Annotated in this window: 12 protein-coding genes and 1 pseudogene; 10 read left to right on the forward strand and 3 right to left on the reverse strand. The window is 65.5% G+C overall.

What is annotated here, in order from left to right; genetic code table 11:
* Positions 1-38: 38 nt before the first annotated feature.
* Positions 39-875: a late competence protein ComER gene (gene comER / locus VQ071_RS03675; protein WP_340512506.1), complete on the reverse strand. Its 837-nt coding sequence runs from the start codon at positions 873-875 to the stop codon at positions 39-41.
* 146 nt (positions 876-1,021) lie between these two features.
* Here comER and VQ071_RS03680 point away from each other — a divergent pair, with 146 nt between their 5' ends.
* From VQ071_RS03680 to holA, 6 genes are all read left to right on the forward strand, one after another.
* On the forward strand, positions 1,022-1,609 hold the full coding sequence (locus VQ071_RS03680) for a ComEA family DNA-binding protein (protein WP_340512507.1): 588 nt from the start codon (positions 1,022-1,024) through the stop codon (positions 1,607-1,609).
* 55 nt (positions 1,610-1,664) lie between these two features.
* Positions 1,665-2,183 carry a deoxycytidylate deaminase gene (locus VQ071_RS03685; RefSeq protein WP_340512508.1) on the forward strand — a complete coding sequence of 173 codons (519 nt, stop codon included), beginning with the start codon at positions 1,665-1,667 and terminating at the stop codon, positions 2,181-2,183.
* A gap of 144 nt (positions 2,184-2,327) precedes the next feature.
* Positions 2,328-5,039 carry a ComEC/Rec2 family competence protein gene (locus tag VQ071_RS03690; protein ID WP_340512509.1) on the forward strand — a complete coding sequence of 904 codons (2,712 nt, stop codon included), beginning with the start codon at positions 2,328-2,330 and terminating at the stop codon, positions 5,037-5,039.
* Positions 5,040-5,322: 283 nt separating this feature from the next.
* Positions 5,323-5,871 carry an RNA polymerase sigma factor gene (locus VQ071_RS03695; protein WP_340512510.1) on the forward strand — a complete coding sequence of 183 codons (549 nt, stop codon included), beginning with the start codon at positions 5,323-5,325 and terminating at the stop codon, positions 5,869-5,871.
* The gene (locus VQ071_RS03700) at positions 5,868-7,022 is read left to right on the forward strand and encodes an anti-sigma factor family protein (protein ID WP_340512511.1); all 1,155 of its coding nucleotides are present in this window, start codon (positions 5,868-5,870) and stop codon (positions 7,020-7,022) included. Before VQ071_RS03695 ends, VQ071_RS03700 begins: the two co-directional genes overlap by 4 nt.
* A 203-nt stretch (positions 7,023-7,225) precedes the next feature.
* A complete protein-coding gene (gene holA / locus VQ071_RS03705) occupies positions 7,226-8,281 on the forward strand; it encodes a DNA polymerase III subunit delta (protein WP_340512512.1) in 1,056 nt (351 codons plus the stop codon).
* 81 nt (positions 8,282-8,362) lie between these two features.
* On the opposite strand, the gene VQ071_RS03710 is transcribed toward holA, so the two are convergent.
* Positions 8,363-9,352 (reverse strand): electron transfer flavoprotein subunit alpha/FixB family protein, encoded by a 990-nt coding sequence (locus VQ071_RS03710; protein ID WP_340512513.1) that lies wholly within the window; start codon positions 9,350-9,352, stop codon positions 8,363-8,365.
* 31 nt (positions 9,353-9,383) lie between these two features.
* Positions 9,384-10,164, reverse strand: a pseudogene (locus VQ071_RS03715) (electron transfer flavoprotein subunit beta/FixA family protein).
* A gap of 201 nt (positions 10,165-10,365) precedes the next feature.
* Between VQ071_RS03715 and VQ071_RS03720 the strand changes: the two are divergent.
* Genes VQ071_RS03720 through VQ071_RS03735 form a run of 4 tightly spaced genes read left to right on the forward strand, consistent with a single transcriptional unit; the run spans position 10,366 to position 17,985 of the window.
* Complete coding sequence (locus VQ071_RS03720) at positions 10,366-12,540, forward strand: (Fe-S)-binding protein (protein ID WP_340512514.1); 2,175 nt, start codon at positions 10,366-10,368, stop codon at positions 12,538-12,540.
* Positions 12,537-14,936, forward strand: a complete 2,400-nt coding sequence (locus VQ071_RS03725; RefSeq protein ID WP_340512515.1) for a 3-hydroxyacyl-CoA dehydrogenase/enoyl-CoA hydratase family protein — start codon at positions 12,537-12,539, stop codon at positions 14,934-14,936. Before VQ071_RS03720 ends, VQ071_RS03725 begins: the two co-directional genes overlap by 4 nt.
* Before the next feature lie 28 nt (positions 14,937-14,964).
* Positions 14,965-16,149, forward strand: coding sequence for an acetyl-CoA C-acyltransferase (locus VQ071_RS03730; RefSeq protein WP_340512912.1), 1,185 nt, complete (start codon positions 14,965-14,967; stop codon positions 16,147-16,149).
* 51 nt (positions 16,150-16,200) lie between these two features.
* A complete protein-coding gene (locus VQ071_RS03735; protein ID WP_340512516.1) occupies positions 16,201-17,985 on the forward strand; it encodes an acyl-CoA dehydrogenase family protein in 1,785 nt (594 codons plus the stop codon).
* Positions 17,986-17,992: the final 7 nt, after the last annotated feature.

Consider the following 17,992-nt stretch of genomic DNA (forward strand, 5'->3'; position numbering starts at 1 on the left):
TCGTTGTCGCCGATCGGCAGAATGGACGTCATCGGGCGCTACTCGGTCCAGAAAGACTGCTCGGACAGCGAAGCTTCGACCTTTGCCAAATCCTCCGCGAATTTGTCGTGCGTCTTTCTGAGCACTCTGCGGAAGGCGTCCCGGGTCGAGTCGCGCAGCTCCTCGATCGCGACCGCCGTGATGCCGCCGGGCACGCATACGCGCTCCTGCAGCTCACGCATCGTGCAGCCCTGCTCGAGCAGCCGCGCCGTGCCCAGCAGCATCTCGGCGCCGAGCCTGGCCGCGATGTCCGGGGCCATGCCTGCATACTCGACGGTCGCGTCGACGAATTGCTCCAGCAGGTATGCCATGAAGGCAGGCCCGCAGCTTGACAGATCCGAAGCGGCGCGGACGCTGCTTTCGGGTATCTCGATCGGCTCGCTGATTTTTCCGAACAGGGAGACCAGCTGCCTTTTGTCCGCCGGCTCCAGGCGGGAGCCGTACATGAACAGCGAAGCCCCGCTGGCCGCGCCGTTGACGATGCTTGGGATGATCTTGACGACCTTGCAGGGCAAGAGCCGTTCGAGCTGCTCAAGCGTGACCGGACTCGTGATCGAGATCAGCAGTTGGTCGGGCCGGAGCGCGCTCCGGATCTCCCCGATGACCTGTCTATAGTCAAGGGGCTTTACGCAGAGGAAGATAAGGTCCGCGTCCTGGACGGCTGCCAGGTTCGTCGAGCCGATCCGCAGACCGGGGAATTGCCGCGCCAGACGTTCCGCCTTGGAGGAGGTGCGGGTCGCGATCGTGACATCCGCCGGCTCAAAAGCCCGGGCGCGCAGCAATGCTCCCGCCAGCAGACCGCCCATGCTTCCTGCGCCGATGAAGCCGATCTTCATCTGAGATCCTCCTCCCGCAATGGGCATTTTTCATAACTGCTTTTCATTGTATGTCGGAGGGTTTGGCCGACATGACTCGATTTATTGCGCGGCTGCAATATAAATGGAACAGGATGTAAACCGGAGCGTCGGGAGGCGAAGCGAACATGAGAACAGGAATGGCCGGCGGCGGTATGCGAAGCCGCGCAGCCGTGCTGGCGGGCGCGGCGGCAGCCGTCCTGCTGGCATGGGGATGGATGAAGCCGGCGGACGGAGAGGTGCCGGGCTGGCAGCCGGTCAACCAGCCGCTCGCGGCTGCGGTCGCCGCGGTGGCCGCGCCGGCGGCAGCCGAAGCAGGCGTGTCCGTGACGGTGCCCGCAGCGGCCGGCGCTGACAAGGCGCCGGCCGGCTCCGCCAATCCGGCGGCATCGGATGAAGCGGCGCCCAAGGCGGATTCGCCGCCTCCGGTCCCGCCGGCGGCAGCGGCCGGACAAGCGCAGGCGCCGAGCGCGGCGGCCGCCCCATCGTCCGCGGCGGCGCCGGGCGTCCAGGCGGCCTCGGGCCTGCTTGATATCAATACGGCTACCGCGGCGGAGCTGGATGAGCTGCCGGGTATCGGCGCGGCCAAGGCGGCCGCCATCATCGCGTACCGGGAGGCGCACGGACGCTTCGGCTCGGCGGAGGAGCTGAAGCGCGTCAAGGGAATCGGAGACAAGCTGCTGGACAAGCTCCGGCCGCTGGTGACGGCAGGCTGAAGAAGCATAGCCGTCCGCATTCAACCGAACGCATACATTAGGAGGCTGGAGCAACATGACGGTTGCGGTTCGCAAAGACTGGGATACATACTTTATGGATATTGCCTTCATGGCATCCACGCGTTCGCGGTGCCCGAGGAGACATGTCGGCGCCGTGCTCGTACAAGGCAAGAAGCTGCTGGGCACAGCTTACAACGGCGCGCCTATGGGCGTGCCGGACTGTTCGGAGGCCGGCTGCATGATCGTGGAGGAATATGTGCCGGCGCCCGAAGGACCCGCGTCCGATATGATCCGCAAGGAGCGCTGCATCCGCACGATTCATGCGGAGCAGAATCTGCTGCTGTTCACCGACCGGACGGACCGGGAAGGCTCGACCGTCTACGTCACCGATCAGCCGTGCTGGACCTGCGCCAACATGCTCGCCAACAGCGGCATCGTGGAGATTGTCTACCATCGCGTTTACCCCAAGGACTACGACAAAGTATCCGCGCTGATGGCGGAGCGGACCATCACGTTTCGAACGATTCCGGGCTATGTGCCGCCCCAGGACACCGAAGTGAAGGATGCCGACTGACCGGACGATGAGATTGGACCGGCGGAGTGACCGGCCGAACGGCGATATCTAATATACGGCTCCTGTGCCGAGACAAGGGAAGAACCCTGCCGAATAAGCAAGGGTTCTTTTTGTGTTGAACATTCATGGAGAGGGGCGTGTCCCATGGACCGCAGGCCGCTTGTAGCTGTCGCCGGATTCTGGATCGCAGGCAGCGGGATTTTGTCCGTTCGCCAAGGCTGTGCAGCGCTCCTCATTTACATCGGACTGATGATGGCGCTGGCGGCATTTGTCCTGCTGCGGCGCATCCGGATCAGTACGGGAGGGCTATGTCTGATCGCCCTGCTGCTGTCCGCGGGCCTGCGGCTGTGGTCCGACGCGAACGGCGAGTCCGTCATAACGGCTGCGTTCGACGCGCCGGACGGACGGATCGTGCAGGTATCCGGCAGGCTGCTGGAGCCGGCCGCGATCGACGGCGACACAGTGACATTCCCGCTGCGCGCGCGGACAATCGCCGCCGCAGACACAGGGGAGACCCGGCATCCGGACGAAAAGCTGCTCGTTCGCATCCGGCTGGGCGCCGAGGAAGAGCTGGAGGAGGCTAGGCGGTGGAAGCGGGGTTCGGCCGTCGAGATCGGCGGCGAGCTGCGGCTGCCTGCCGATGCCGGCAACTTCGGCGGCTTCGACTACCGGCGGTATTTGCGCGGGCAGAACATTCATTGGACGGTGGCTGCCAAGGGAGCCGCCGCGGTGCGTCTCCTGGGCGAAGCCGCGCCGCCGCCGACGCGGGTATTGCGATGGTTCGACGATACGCGCGCCGCGATCGGCCGCTTGTCGGACCGGCTGTACGGCGCGAAGGACAGCGGATATATGAAAGGATTGGTGGCGGGAATCACGGACGACATCGATCCCGGGCAGTATGACGACTTCTCGCGGCTCGGCTTGACGCATGTGCTGGCGATCTCGGGTTTGCATGTGGCCGTCGTCGTCTACCTGCTGCTGCTCCTGGGCAGGGCGCTGCGCTGGACCCGGGAGCGCTCCTGCGCGTTCGCGGCGGCGGCCATGCCAGTGTATATGCTGCTGACGGGCGCTTCACCGTCCGCCGTCCGCGCCTGCCTCATGTCGATGATCGCGCTGTGGCTCGCCAGGCAAGGCAGGCTGAAGGACGGGCTGCACCTGCTGTCCGCCGCCGCGCTCATCATGGTCATATGGCGGCCGAATGTCGTGGAGGACGTCAGCTTCCAGCTGTCCTTTATCGTGACGGCGGGGCTGCTTCTGTATGTGCCGGTCATGACGGAGCTGCTGTCCCGCCGCATCCGCTCCACCGTGCTCCGTTCGTCGCTCTCCGTCGCGCTGACCGCCCAGCTCTTTTCCTTTCCCGTCACCGCTTATTACTTTCATCAGCTTCACCTGCTGTCCCTGCTTGCGAACCTTGTCCTCGTGCCCTTTATCAGCTTCGTCGTCCTGCCGCTCGGCATGGCCGCGCTCGCGCTCGGGGCCGTCTGGCTGCCGCTCGGGGCTGTGCCGGCCAAGCTGGCCGCGCTCTGCAATGTCGCGACCGATGTGGCGACGGACCGGCTCGGCCGGTTCAAGGCGCTCGCCACCGTGTGGCAGCAGCCGTCATTGCTGTGGGTGCTCGGCTTTTATGCGCTGCTGCTGGCGACGCTAACCTATGCCGGCCGGGTCATGCGCGCCGGCGCAGAGCAAGCCGCGCTGGCGCAGGCCGCTGCGCTGCAGCGCGCCGCGGCGGATCCGTTCGATCCGGCGCGCAGGGCGTCGCTCGTGCCCGCCTATGCGCATTCGCCGCCATCCGACGGCGCGCTGACCGGCCCGCTCGGCGCGGGCGATCGCGCCGCGCATCCGGTCTCCGGCCGCCTCGGGAGACCGGGTTCCCCGGAGCGCTCCCCGCAGCGCCGCCGCCGCTTGCTTCGCCGGCCTGCCGTCATTTTCCTCGCGTTCGCCTGGGCCGGCATGCTGCTCTCGGAGGCGCCGCAGGTTCGACACGGCCGGACCGCCTCCGTATCTTTTCTCGACGTAGGCCAAGGCGACAGCATCCTGATTCGGACCGGAGGGGGCAAGCGCCTGCTCGTCGATGCGGGAGGGACCGTCGAGTTCGGCTCGGCGAAGGCGAAGGAGAAGGACAAGTGGCGCCAGCGCAAGGACCCCTACGAGGTCGGTCGCAAAACGCTCGTACCGCTGCTGAAGCAAAGGGGAATTCGCCGCCTCGACGCACTCGTGCTCACGCATCTGGACGCGGATCATATCGGGGGCGCGCTTGCCGTCGTTCGCGAGCTGCAGGTCGGCCGCATCTTTTTTAACGGCACGATCAAACCCGATCAGACTGTCATTCGTCTATTTGATGAAGCGCAGCAAGCGGGCATCCCGTTCTATGCGATTCAAGCCGGGATGAGCTGGGAGCCGGACCGGTCGGTCTCGATCGAAGCGTTGTATCCGATGGCCGCAGGCGGCGGGGAGCGCATCCCGGTCGTTGACGAACAGAACGACATCAGCATCGTGCTGCGATTGAAGCTGTACGGCCGCCTGTTCATGCTGTCCGGCGATCTGGAGGCAGCGGGCGAATCGGCGGTGCTGGCGGCGCTGCGCGACCGGGGCGGACAGCCCCAGGCCGTCGATGTGCTCAAGGCCGGACATCATGGGAGCAAGACGTCCACGACCGTGCCCTGGCTCGCGTGGTGGCACCCTGCCGAGGTCGTCGTGTCGGTCGGCAAAAACAATATGTACGGCCATCCGAATGCCGGCGTCGTGGCGCGCATTGCCGAGTCGGGCGCGAAGCTCGCCCGCACCGACATGCAAGGGGAGATCGAATATCGCATCCGCCCGGACGGCCGCATGTCACGGCGCACGAGAAGGGAATAAGGACAAAAGGGATCGCTTGTGATAGACTGGACGGGGTGTGCTTGCACATCCCCCACAACTTTTTATCGGAGAGCGGAGTATAACTTCAAAGTATGAAGCGCGCTGTCGGATATCCGCCGACCGATCTCCAACCGACGATGTTTTCCCCGCCAAGAATCCGGTCTGTTTCGGAGACTGGCCCGTAGTGCGGGGCTCTTTTATTTTCTATATTATACCTTGCGTTTTTTGCAACCTTTTGGCGCACGGCTGCGTCAGAGGTGATGCGAGAGAAGGAGGATCTCCCGTGGTGGAGCCGGAATTGATCAAAGCTGCGCAGGCCGGCGATCGGGAAGCGCTCGTCACATTGCTTCGCGATATCGAACACCAGGTTTACCGTACGGCCTACTACTTGCTGAACCATGAGCAGGACGCGATGGACGCCGCGCAGGAAGCTTTGATCCGCGTGTATACGAAGATCAACACCTACGAGGAGAAGGCGCAGTTCCGCACCTGGGTGCAGCGTATCGTCACCAATATTTGCATAGACAAGTTTCGTCGCAAACGTCCTTCCGTTTCGATCGACGAACATGAGATGGTATTTCAAGCCCATGAGGATGTTGAGGCCGAAGTGATGAGCGGCTATGCTTCCGAGGATATTCGCGAAGCGATCGGCAAGCTTCCGGAGCATCATCGCACCGTCGTCGTGCTCCGCTATTTGCAGGATTTCTCCTACAACGAGATCGCCGATTCGCTTAACTTGCCCCTGAATACGGTCAAGTCATACTTATTCCGCGCCCGGCAGCAACTACAGACATTACTTCATGAATATCGGAAAGGGGGTGTCCGGGGATGAATCGCGAGGAGGGGATGGAGCTTGTGCAGCGTTCGATCGACGGCGATCTGAATGAAGAAGAGACCTCGCGTCTGCAAGCTTACTTGTTGAAATACCCGGAATGCGCGGCATTCAAGGAGAAGCTGACCCGGCTCTCCGAAGAGCTCACCCAACTGCCGCATGTCGCACCCCGCTACAGCCTGGTAGACGCGATCTTGCCGCAGCTCGATCGCATTGTGCCGGAGCCTGCGCCGGGCTCGGCCGAAGCGGCGGCCTCCGAGTCGCCGTACGAGCCGCGGGCTCGCCGCAGCGGCGAACGCAGGACGGGGTACCGCCGCTTGGGGGCCGTCGTCGCGGCAGGCGTCGTCGCAGCCGTATTGATCATCGCCCAGCCGTTCTCGTTGCCGAAGTCGGATCAGGACAAGTCCGCGTCGATGGCGGAGACGATGAACCAATCCGCGCCGGCCGGCGCAGAGGCATCGTCCGGCGCCGCAAGCGGGCAGCGCGCGACTACGGATCAAGCTATGCGCATGGAAATATCGGATGTTGCGGGCGCCGAAGCAGGGCAGGGCGCTGCCAAGGATGCGCCGACAGCCAAGGCTTCGGGCGGCTCGAACGGCGGCGGCGCCGGCAGCAAGCCGTCCGCGAACGACAGCGCATCTGAGAGGCTCGACCTGCAGGCGCCGGTAACCAAGTTTACGAAGTCGACATCAGCCGCAGGCGAGGCACCTTCGCCGAGCGCCGCCACGAATAGCGCCGAGGGCGGCAGCAGCAGCGGCAGCAGCCAGGGCCATCAGGGATTCGCGCCGCCTGCCGTCGCCGCAAATCCGGATCCGGCGGCGACGAACGATCCGTCGGCGGACGGTCCGGTCGTCACCGAAGGGACGACGATTACCGGCGTGCCCGATATGACCCTCTCCAGCTCGTTGGCCGAATCTTCCTGGCCGTCTCCGGACGGCTCGCTGACTGCGTTGGCGGTGGACGGCGGCATCCGCATCGTACAGACCGACGGAACGAAGACGGTGTTCGAGAGCGGGAGCCGCGAAGGCTCGATCTCGGACGTAACCTGGGGACAGAACGGACAGGACCTGTATTATACGTGGACGGACGCTTCGGGCAAGTCGACCGACTTGCGGTGGAGCGCCGCGGACAATCGGGAATATACGCGCTGAGCGGCTGTCACCAATCGTGCGTCTCCTGCGTATATTGTGTTATCAGTCACCGAGCGCCCCCTGGAGGCGCGGTCACGATCGTTCGCGCAGGTACCATGGGCCTGCCCGTCGAACGTTGACATAGATTCCAAGGACAAAGAGATCGCGCTTGCCATTAACGGGCGCGGTCTCTTTGCTGTATAATGGGGAGCGAGGTGGTCGGATTGGAAGCCAAACAAGTTTTCCGCGAAATACGCGAGGGACAGGTGCGTCCCGTCTACATATGCTTCGGCACGGAGAGCTACCGGATGAACGACTTCGCCGAGCGGCTCGCCGCGGCCGTGGCGGAGCCCGAGCACAGAGACATGGCGATCGTGCGCTTCGATACGGCGGAGCATTCGCTCGACGTCATCCTCGAGGAAGCGGAGACGATGCCGTTCCTCGTGCCGAGCAAGCTGATCCTCGTCCGGGACAGCGTCGTGTTCGGCTCGGCCAAGGAATCGGCCAAGGTCGAGCACCGGACCGAGCGGCTGCTCGAATATATGCGCAGGCCGTTCGAGACGACGGTGCTCGTGTTCATGGTGCCGCTGGACAAGCTCGACGAGCGCAAGAAGACGTCCAAAGCCGCCAAGCAGGACGGCATCGTCGTGAGCTTCGCGCCGCTCGGGCCGGACGAGCTGCTGCAATGGATCGCGGGCCGGGCGGCCAAGCAGGGCCGTACGCTCGAACGGGCGGCCGCCGAGGAGCTGATCCGGCGCGCAGGCACGGAGATGGGCGCGCTGTCCGCGGAGACGGACAAGCTGTGCCTGCATGCGGGCGAGGGCGGCACGGTGACGGCCGCTGCCGTGGCGGAGCTGGTGCCGGCGGGCGTGGAGCAGAGCGTGTTCAAGCTGACGGAGGAGATCGCCGCGCTCCGCACCGACAAGGCGATCGCGCTGTATCATGATCTGCTCAGAAGGCGCGAGGAGCCGATCAAGCTGACGGCGCTGCTCGTCAGGCAGTTCCGCAGCATGCTCTACGTCAAGGAGCTGGGCAAGCAGGGCTATTCGCCGCAGCAGATGGCGGGGCAGCTCGGCATGCATCCGTACGGCGTCAAGGTGACGGCGGAGCAGGCGCGGGCGTTCACCATCGAGCGGCTGACCGCCTTGCTCGGCGGTCTGGCCGAGCTGGACTACGAGATGAAGACGGGCCGCATCGACAAGACGCTCGGCCTGGAGCTGTGGCTGATGCGCACCGGGTCGGGCGCGGGGATGAAGGCCGCGACGGGCGTAGGCGGCTAGTGTCCGCTGCGAAATGAAAAGCAAGCTGTCTGTACATTGAACGCCGCTCCGCCCTCTGCGCGGGAGCGGCGTTCATGCTGTTTAAGCGAGCGCCCGCCGGAATTCCGCCGTCAGCAGCGGCACGATCTCGAACAGGTCGCCGACGATGCCGTAGTCGGCCAGCTGGAAGATCGGGGCCTCCGGGTCCTTGTTGATCGCGACGATGATCCGCGAGCCGCTCATGCCGGCCACATGCTGGATCGCGCCGCTGATGCCGCAGGCGATATACAGCTCGGGCGTGACGACCTTGCCCGTCTGGCCGATCTGCCTGTCGTAGCCGCAGTAGCCGGCATCGCAGGCGCCGCGCGACGCGCCGACGGCGCCGCCGAGCAGCGCGGCCAGCTCCTCGAGCGGCCCGAAGCCCTCGGCGCTCTTGACCCCCCGACCGCCGGAGACGACGATCCTGGCCTCCGTCAGGTCGATGCTGCCGGTAGCTTTGCGGACGACGTCGCGGACGACCGTCCGCAGCATCCCGGCCGGCTCAGCGGCATGCCTGACGATCTCGGCGGCCGCGCCGCCCGCGCTTGGCGCCGCTGCCGGTATGTTGTTCGGCCGCACGGTCACGACCCACGGATACGAGCGGAAAGCTTTGCGCTCGAACGCCTTGCCCGCATAGATCGGCCGCACATACACGACCCGGTCGCCCTCGCGCTCGATGGCGGTCACGTCGGACAGCTGCCCGGCCCCCATGCGCGCGGCCAGCGCCGGCGCGAGATCGCGCCCGATCGCCGTATGGCCGAGGAACAGGCCGTCCGGCTGCAGCGTTTCGAGCAGCGGGGCGAGCGCCTGCACATAGGCTTCGGGATTGTAGCGATCGAGCGCTTCGCCTGCCAGCACATGCACCTTGGCCAGCGGATAGGCGGCCAGCTCGGCCGCCAGGCCGTCCAGTCCGTCGTCCGGGCCGCCGATGAGGACGGCTTGCAGCGTGTCCCCTTCGCAGGCGCTGTCAGCGGCCGCCCGGAGCGCCTCCAGGGCGACCTGTCTCAGCTTGCCGTCGCGGTGCTCCGCAATAACGATGTACGTCCTGCTCATCCGGTTTTCCTCCTCCTTCGAATCGGCTGGATCAGCGCAAGCCCGACACGCCGCGCAGTATAGCCGCCAGCGCGGCGGCCTGCTCCGCCGGACTTCCCTTCAACACAAGCCCTGCCTCCCGCGGCTGCGGCAGCGACAGCGAGATCCGCTCGGTCCGCGCTTCGAGCCGGCCGTCTTCGATGTTCAGATCGTCCAGCGTCAGCTGTGCGAGCGGCTTCTTCTTCGCTCGCATGATGCCCGGCAGCGACGGGTAGCGCGGCTCGTTCAGCCCCTGCTGGGCGGTGAACAGCGCAGGCAGCGACACTTCGATCCGCTCCAGTTCGCCCTCGGCGTCTCTCTCGACCGTAGCCGAGCCGCCGCCGCCGTTCACGTCCAGCTTCGTGATTGAGGCGACATGCGGGATGCCGAGCGCCTCCGCCACGCGGACCGCCACCTGGCCGCCGCCGGTATCCACGGAGAAGCTCCCGCCGAGTACCAGGTCATACGCTTGCCCCTTCAGATAAGCCGCGATGACGGCGGCGACGGCGTACTCGTCCTGCGGAATCCGCTCGTCCCCGATCAAGACAGCCTCGTCGGCGCCCATGGCGAGCGCGGTGCGGAGCGCCTCCAGTGCTCTCTGCGGGCCGACCGACAGCACGGTCACCCGGCCGCCCCCCCACCTCCTTCAGCCGGATCGCCTCCTCGACCGCATATTCGTCGTACGGATTGATGACAAACTTTACGCCCTCCTCGGACACGCCGTTTCCGTCTCCGTTCAGAACGATTTTTTCCTCGGTATCGAACGTTTGCTTCAGCAGCACTGCGATGTTCATCGGACCTGCTCCTCTCTCACATGGATAGGCCTGCGCGTCGTTTTCACTACGAAGCGGCGAGGTAACGAGGATATCCGCCCGGCCTTTGAAATATAAATAGAACATGTCGCCCGCAAACGCGTGCAAGGCTGCGCCCAGGCTCATTACAAATTTATTCGTTGCGGCGGCTTACGATGCAACGGAGGAAAGGATGGAGCGCATATGTGGGCGTCCTGGCTGCTGCAATACGCCTTGTTCCTGCTGGCCGTCGGCTGTGCGATATCTTTTTTTGGCAAGGCCGTCTATCATCGCTACCTGTACGTCAGGCTCGGCAGACCGCCGGATCGTCCGCTCCGATGGCGCGCCCGGATCGGCCAGCTGCTGGGCCAGGCGCTCGGACACGCCAAGCTGCTCAAAGATCCTCGCAGCGGCATCATGCACCTGATCTTTTTTTACGGCTTCATCATCGTACAGTTCGGCGCGCTGGATCTGATCTATACGGGGCTGTCCGGAGGGGAGAAGCTGCCGCTGCCGGGCCGCCGCTTCTTCGGGCTCACGCAGGAGACGACGGCGGCGCTCATCGTGCTGGCGGCCGGCTATGCGGCCTACCGCAGGTACGGGGAGAAGCTGGCGAGACTGAAAGGAGGCTGGAAGCCGGCCGTCGTGCTCGTCCTGATCGGGTCGCTCATGCTGACCGCGCTGCTGTCGCTCGGCCTGCACCGCGTATGGACGGGCGAAGCGGCTTCCGCCTACGCGCCTGTATCCTCGGTCATCGCGGCGCTTGCATCCGACCTGTCTCCGACTGCGGCCCAGGCGTTCTTTTTCGTCTTCTGGTGGGCGCATCTGCTCATCCTGCTGTCGTTCCTCGTCTACATTCCGCAGTCCAAGCATTTCCATCTGCTGACGGCGCCGCTGAACCTGCTGCTCGGCCGGACGGAGCCGGTCGGCAAGCTCGCCAAGCTCGATCTGGAGGACGAGGCGGCCGAGTCGTTCGGCGTCGGGAGGATCGAGGACTTCAAGCGGCAGCAGATGCTCGACTTCTATGCTTGCGTGGAGTGCGGGCGCTGCACGAACGTATGCCCCGCCTCGAATACCGGCAAGGCGCTGTCGCCGATGCATCTCATCACCAAGCTGCGCGATCATCTCACGGAGAAGGGGGCCGCGCTCACGGGCAAGCCGCCTTGGACACCGGCCTTTGCGTTCCCGAATGTAAGCGCTCACAGCATGTCCGGACCGACGGCGTCGCACAGCCCCCGTTGGGACCAAGAGGCGCGGGAAGGCGGTACGACGGACATTCGTCCGACCCAAGTCTGGCAGCAGGCGGGCTGGACGGCGGCCCAGGACCGCGACGCGCTCGATCTCGCGCTGATCGGCGACGTCATCACGGAGGAGGAGATCTGGGCCTGTACGACCTGCCGCAACTGCGAGGACCAGTGTCCCGTCGGCAACGAGCATGTCGACAAGATCGTCGATCTCCGCCGTCATCTCGTGCTGATGGAGGGCAGCATGCCTCACGACGGACAGCGGGCGCTGCAAAATATCGAGCGGCAGGGCAATCCGTGGGGGATGAGCCGAGCCGACCGCGCCCGCTGGACAGCCGACGTGGACGGCATCCCGGTGCCGACGGTCAAGGATAATCCCGGTTTCGAATACCTGTTTTTCGTCGGATCGATGGGCGCCTACGACAACCGCAGCCGCAAAGTGTCCCGCGCCTTCGTCCGCCTGCTCCACGAGGCCGGCGTCAGCTTCGCGATTGTCGGCAACGAAGAGATGAACTCGGGCGACGCCGCCCGCCGCATGGGCAACGAGCTGCTGTTCCAGCAGCTGTGCGCGGGCAATATCGGGATGTTCCGCAAATACGGCGTCCGCCGCATCGTCACGGCATGCCCCCATACGTACAACACCTTCAAAAACGAATATCCCGACTTCGGGCTCGAGGGGGTGGAGGTGCTGCATCATACGGAGCTGCTCGAAGAGCTGGTGAAGGACGGCCGCCTCGTACCAAACCACGTCCTAGACGAACGGATCGTGTACCACGATTCCTGCTATCTCGGGCGCTACAACGGCGTATACGACCAGCCGCGGCGCATCCTGCGGGCGATCAAGGGCGTCGAGCTCGTCGAAATGGAAAGATCGCGCGAAAACGCGATGTGCTGCGGAGCGGGCGGCGGCATGATGTGGATGGAGGAGAAGGCCGGCAAACGCGTCAACCTCGCCCGCACCGAACAGGCGCTGCGGACGAATCCGACGATGATCGGCAGCGCCTGCCCGTACTGCCTGACGATGCTGGGCGACGGGACGAAGCTCAAGGACACGGAAGATCGCGTGCGGACGCTCGATATCGCGGAAATATTGGAGCTGGCCGTATTCGGCCAAAAGGAGGAAGCTGTCGTATGACATCAACCATCACCAAAGCCGCCGTCATCGGCTCGGGCGTCATGGGCGCGGCCATCGCGGCGCATCTGGCGAACGCGGGCATCCGCTGCCTCCTGCTCGATGTCGTCCCGTCCGCGCTCACGGCCGAAGAGGAAGCCGCCGGACTGACGCTCGCCGCCGCGGCGGTCCGCAGCAGGCTGGCCCGGGCCGCGATCGCGCGGCTGTCCGCGAGCAATCCGGCGCTGCTCTACGACGATGCCTTCGCCAGCCGGATCGAGCCCGGCAACATCGAGGACGATCTGCATCGGATCAAGGATGTCGATTGGGTCGTCGAGGCGATCGTCGAGCGGCTGGACGTCAAGCGCGGCCTGCTGGAGCGGATCGAGCGCCACTGGCGTCCCGGCGTCGTCGTCAGCTCCAATACGTCGGGCATCTCGATCCGCGAGATGGCCGCAGGGCGCGGCGAAGCGTTCAGGCGTCACTTCCTCGGCACGCACTTTTTCAATCCGCCGCGCTATATGAAGCTGCTGGAGCTCGTGCCGGGACCGGATACCGATCCGCAGGTCGTACGGCGGATGGCGCTGTTCGCGGAGCGCGTGCTCGGCAAGGGCGTCGTCGTCGCCAAGGATACGCCGAACTTCATCGCCAACCGGATCGGCACGTACGGGCTGCTCGTCACGCTGCAGGAGATGGAGGCGGGTGGCTTCTCCGTCTCCGAGATCGATGCCGTCACCGGCCCCGCCATGGGCCGGCCCAAGAGCGCGACGCTGCGCACGCTCGATCTGGTCGGCATCGATACGTTCCTGCACGTGGCATGCAATGTGCGCGACAAGACGGACGATCCTGCGGAAAAAGCGGTTTTCGAGCCGCCCCGGCTGCTGGAGGAGCTGGCGGCCAGAGGCTGGACCGGGGAGAAGGCCGGCGCGGGCTTCTACAAAAAGAAGAAGAGCGCCGGCGGCAGCGAGATTCTGTCGCTCGATCCGGCCGCGATGACGTACTTCGCGCCGTCTGCCAGCCCTTCGGGAGCGTCGCTTGAAGCGGCCAAGGCGGCCAAGGGCGCGAAGGAGAAGACGAAGGCGCTGCTCGGCGGCGGCGACCGCTATGCGGCGCTCGCTTGGCGCATCCTCAAGCAGACGCTGCTCTACACGGCCGACAAGGCGGAGGAGATCGCGGACTCGATCGCGGATATCGACAAGGCGATGAAATGGGGCTTCAGCTGGGAGCTCGGCCCGTTCGAGCTGTGGGACGCGATCGGGCTCGTCCCGTCGGCGGCGCGGATGGAGGCGGAGGGCGCGACGCTGCCAGCCTGGGTGAAGGCCTGGATCGCGGCCGGCCATACGTCGTTCTACAGGCAGGAGGGGGGCCGGGCCGCGTATGCCTGCCGGGGCGAGTACCGCGATGCGGAGCAACCGCCGGAGACGATCTCGCTGCGCGCGCTGAAGGCGCAGGGCAAGGTCGTGCGCGGCAATGCAGGCGCGAGCCTGATCGACATCGGCGACGGCGTGGCGGCGCTGGAATTCCACTCGCGCAGCAATGCGATCGGCGGCGACATCCTGACGATGATCGAGCAGAGCGTGGAGGAGGTGCGGGCCAACTACGACGCGCTCGTCATCGCGAACGAAGGGCGCAACTTCTGCGTCGGCGCCAATCTCCTGCTGCTGCTGATGGAGGCGCAGGACGAAGGCTGGGATGAGATCGACGGCATCATCCGTCTGTTCCAGGATACGATGACGAAGCTGAAGCGCTTCGAAAAGCCGGTCGTGGCGGCGCCGCACCGGATGACGCTCGGCGGCGGGGTCGAGGCGTGCCTGCCCGCGGACGAGGTCGTCATGTTCGCGGAGACGTACTTCGGCCTGGTCGAGACCGGCGTCGGCCTGATCCCGGCGGGGGGCGGCTGCAAGGAGCTGACGCTGCGGATCAGCCAGGCGAACCCCGAGCCGGATATCGATCTGCAGCCGCATATCAACCGGCTGTTCCTGAACATCGGCACGGCCAAGGTGTCTGCGAGCGCCCACGATGCGAAGCGGCTCGGTTTTTTGCGGGAGCGCGACCGCGTCGTGCTCAGCCAGGACCGGCTCGTCTTCGAGGCGAAGCAGTCCGCGCTCCGGCTCGCCAGCGCGGGCATCGAGCCGCCGCTGCCGCAGCGCATTCGGGTCGTCGGCAGGGACGGCAAGGCGGTGCTGAAGCTCGGCGCGCTCGGCATGCGGCAGAGCGGGCAGATCAGCGACCATGACCTGCTCATCGCCGGCAAGCTCGCGCATGTGCTGGCGGGCGGGGACGTGCCGGCAGGCACTTGGGTGACGGAGCAGCATATGCTCGACCTGGAGCGCGAGGCGTTCCTCAGCCTGTGCGGCGAGCCGAAGACGCAGCGGCGGATGCAGCATATGCTGGCCGTCGGCAAGGCGCTGCGCAATTAACGAGCGAGGAGGACGATCACGCATGAGCATGAGAGAGACAGTCATCGTATCGGCCGTCCGCACCCCGGTCGGGCGCGCCCGCAAGGGGAGCTTCGCCGATACGCGCGCCGAGGATCTGGGCCGTGCCGTGCTCGAAGCCGTCATCGCGCGCGCGCCGGGCGTCGCCAAGGCGGACGTCGAGGATATCATCGTCGGCTGCGCGATGCCGGAGGGCGAGCAGGGGCTGAACTTCGCGCGCATCATGGCGCTGTACGCGGGATATCCGTCCGCGGTGCCTGCGCTGACGGTCAACCGGTTTTGCGCCTCGGGGCTGCAGTCGATCGCCTTTGCGGCCGAGCGAATCATGTCCGGCGGCGCGGACATCATCGTCGCGGGCGGCGTGGAGAGCATGAGCCATGTGCCGATGGCCGGCTTCAAGCCGTCTCCGCATCCGGTTATTGTCGACGAGCGTCCCGATATTTATATCGCGATGGGTCACACGGCGGAGAATGTCGCCGAGCGGTTCGGCATCTCCCGCGAGGATCAGGATCGCTTCGCCGCGGACAGCCACGCCAAGGCGGCGCGGGCGCTGTCGTCGGGCGTACTCCGGGAGGAGATCGTGCCGGTGGCGACTTCGCGCTGGGGCGACGGAGAGGACGGCAGGCCAAGAGAGCGGCAGCTCGTGCTGGATGCGGACGAGGGCGTCCGCCCCGATACGACGGTCGAGGGACTCGCGAAGCTGAAGCCCGCTTTCAAGACGGGCGGCACGGTCACGGCGGGCAATGCCTCGCAGATGAGTGACGGTGCCGCTGCCGTGCTCGTCATGAGCCGGGAGCGGGCGGATGCGCTCGGCCTGGCGCCGCTCGCCGCGTTCAAGTCGTACGCCCTCGCAGGCGTCGATCCCGACATCATGGGCGTCGGCCCTGTCGAAGCGATTCCGAGAGCGCTGCGGATGGCGGGCTTGTCGCTGGCGGATATCGACCTGTACGAGATCAACGAGGCGTTCGCCTCGCAGTGTGTGCATATCGTCCGCGCGCTTGCGCTCGACGAGCGCAAGGTGAACGTCAACGGCGGCGCGATCGCGCTCGGCCATCCGCTCGGCTGTACGGGGACGAAGCTCACGGTGAGTCTCATTCATGAGCTGCGCAGGCGCGGGGGCGGCCGCGGCGTCGTCTCGATGTGCATCGGCGGCGGCATGGGCGCGGCGGGCGTGCTGGAGGTGTATCCGGCATAGCGCCGCCACGATCCATCGCCGAATTCAGGCCAGACAGGAGGCAGTCCGAGTATGACCGATAAACGAATTAACAAGGCGGCCGGCGGCAGCTTCGTCATCGAGGATGCGGAGGCAAGCGGAATCGCGACGGCCGAGGATCTGAGCGAAGAGCAGCGCATGATCGCCGAGACGACGGCGGCGTTCGTCGAGCGCGAGGTGCTGCCCGTCGACGAGCGGCTGGAGCTGCTGGACTACGACTTGACCGTGAAGCTCATGCGCCAGGCGGGCGAGCTTGGACTGCTCGGCGCGGATGTGCCCGAGGCATACGGGGGACTCGGACTCGACAAGGTCAGCTCCGCGCTCATCAGCGAGCGGCTGTCGCGCGCCTCCTCCTTCGCGCTGTCCGTCGGCGCGCATGTCGGCATCGGCACGCTGCCGATCGTCTACTTCGGCTCGCCTGCGCAGAAGCGCGTATACTTGCCCGATCTGGCGAGCGGGCGGCGCATCGCGGCTTATTGCCTGACCGAGCCGGCTTCCGGCTCGGACGCGCTCGGCGCCAGGACGACGGCGCGGCTGTCGGACGACGGCAGCCACTACGTGCTCAGCGGCACGAAGCAGTTCATTACCAACGCCGGCTTCGCGGATATTTTTATCGTGTACGCCAAGGTCGACGGCCTGCACTTCAGCACGTTTATCGTCGAGCGGACGATGGCGGGCGTGAGCGTAGGACCCGAGGAGCACAAGATGGGCATCAAAGGCAGCTCCACGCGCCCGCTTGTTCTGGAGGACGTGAAGGTGCCGGCCGGCAATCTGCTGTGGGAGGTCGGCAAAGGGCATCTGATCGCCTTCAACATCCTCAACATCGGCCGCTACAAGCTGGCCGTCGGCTGCCTGGGCGGCGCCAAGGAGGCGATCGAGCTCAGCGCCCAGTACGCCAATGCGCGCGTGCAGTTCGGCAAGCCGATCTCCGCCTTTCCGCTCGTCGGCAGCAAGCTGGCCGAGATGAACATTCAAGCCTATGCGCTGGAGAGCGTCATCTATCGTACGGCAGGTCTGATGGATGCCGGGCTGTCCGCCATCGATCACGATTCGCCGGAGGCGGGCGTCCAGTCGGCGAAGGCGATCGCCGAGTATGCCATCGAATGCTCGATCAACAAGGTGCTCGGCTCGGAGGCGCTCGACTTCATCGCCGACGAGGGCGTCCAGATTCACGGCGGCTACGGCTTTATCCGGGAGTACAAGATCGAGCGAATCTACCGCGATTCGCGCATTAACCGCATTTTCGAGGGCACCAACGAGATCAATCGTCTGCTCATTCCAGGGACGCTGGTCAAGCGCGCGCTCAAGGGCGAGCTGCCGCTGCTGCAGAAGGCGCAGGCGCTCGAGTCCGAGCTGCTCGGGCTCATGCCGGGGCAGACGTTCGAGGGTACGCTCGCAGAAGAGACGCATCTGATCGCGATGGCCAAAAAAATATTTCTGATGACGGGCGGGACCGCCGTCCGGAAGCTTGGTCCCAGGCTCGAGCAGGAGCAGGAGACGCTCGCTGCGCTCGCGGATATGATGATCCTGCTCTATGCGAAGGAGAGCGCGCTCCTGCGCGCTAAAAAGCAGATCGAGGCGCAGGGCGAAGACAAGTCGGCGCTCAAGATCGCCATGACGCGCGTGTTCGTCCACGAGGCGTTCGGCCGGATCGAGGCGCTCGCCAAGGAGGCGCTGGCAGCCGTCGAGGAGGGCGATGCGCTCCGTACGCAGCTGTCGGTGCTGAAGAAGCTGACCCGCCGCAGTCCCGTGAACACGGTACAGCTCAAGCGGCAGATCGCGGCGGGCGTCATCCGCGCGGAGGGCTACATTTGCTAGGTTAGGG

The sequence above is a fragment of the Cohnella sp. 56 genome (assembly GCF_037963805.1).
Classification (GTDB): domain Bacteria; phylum Bacillota; class Bacilli; order Paenibacillales; family Paenibacillaceae; genus Cohnella.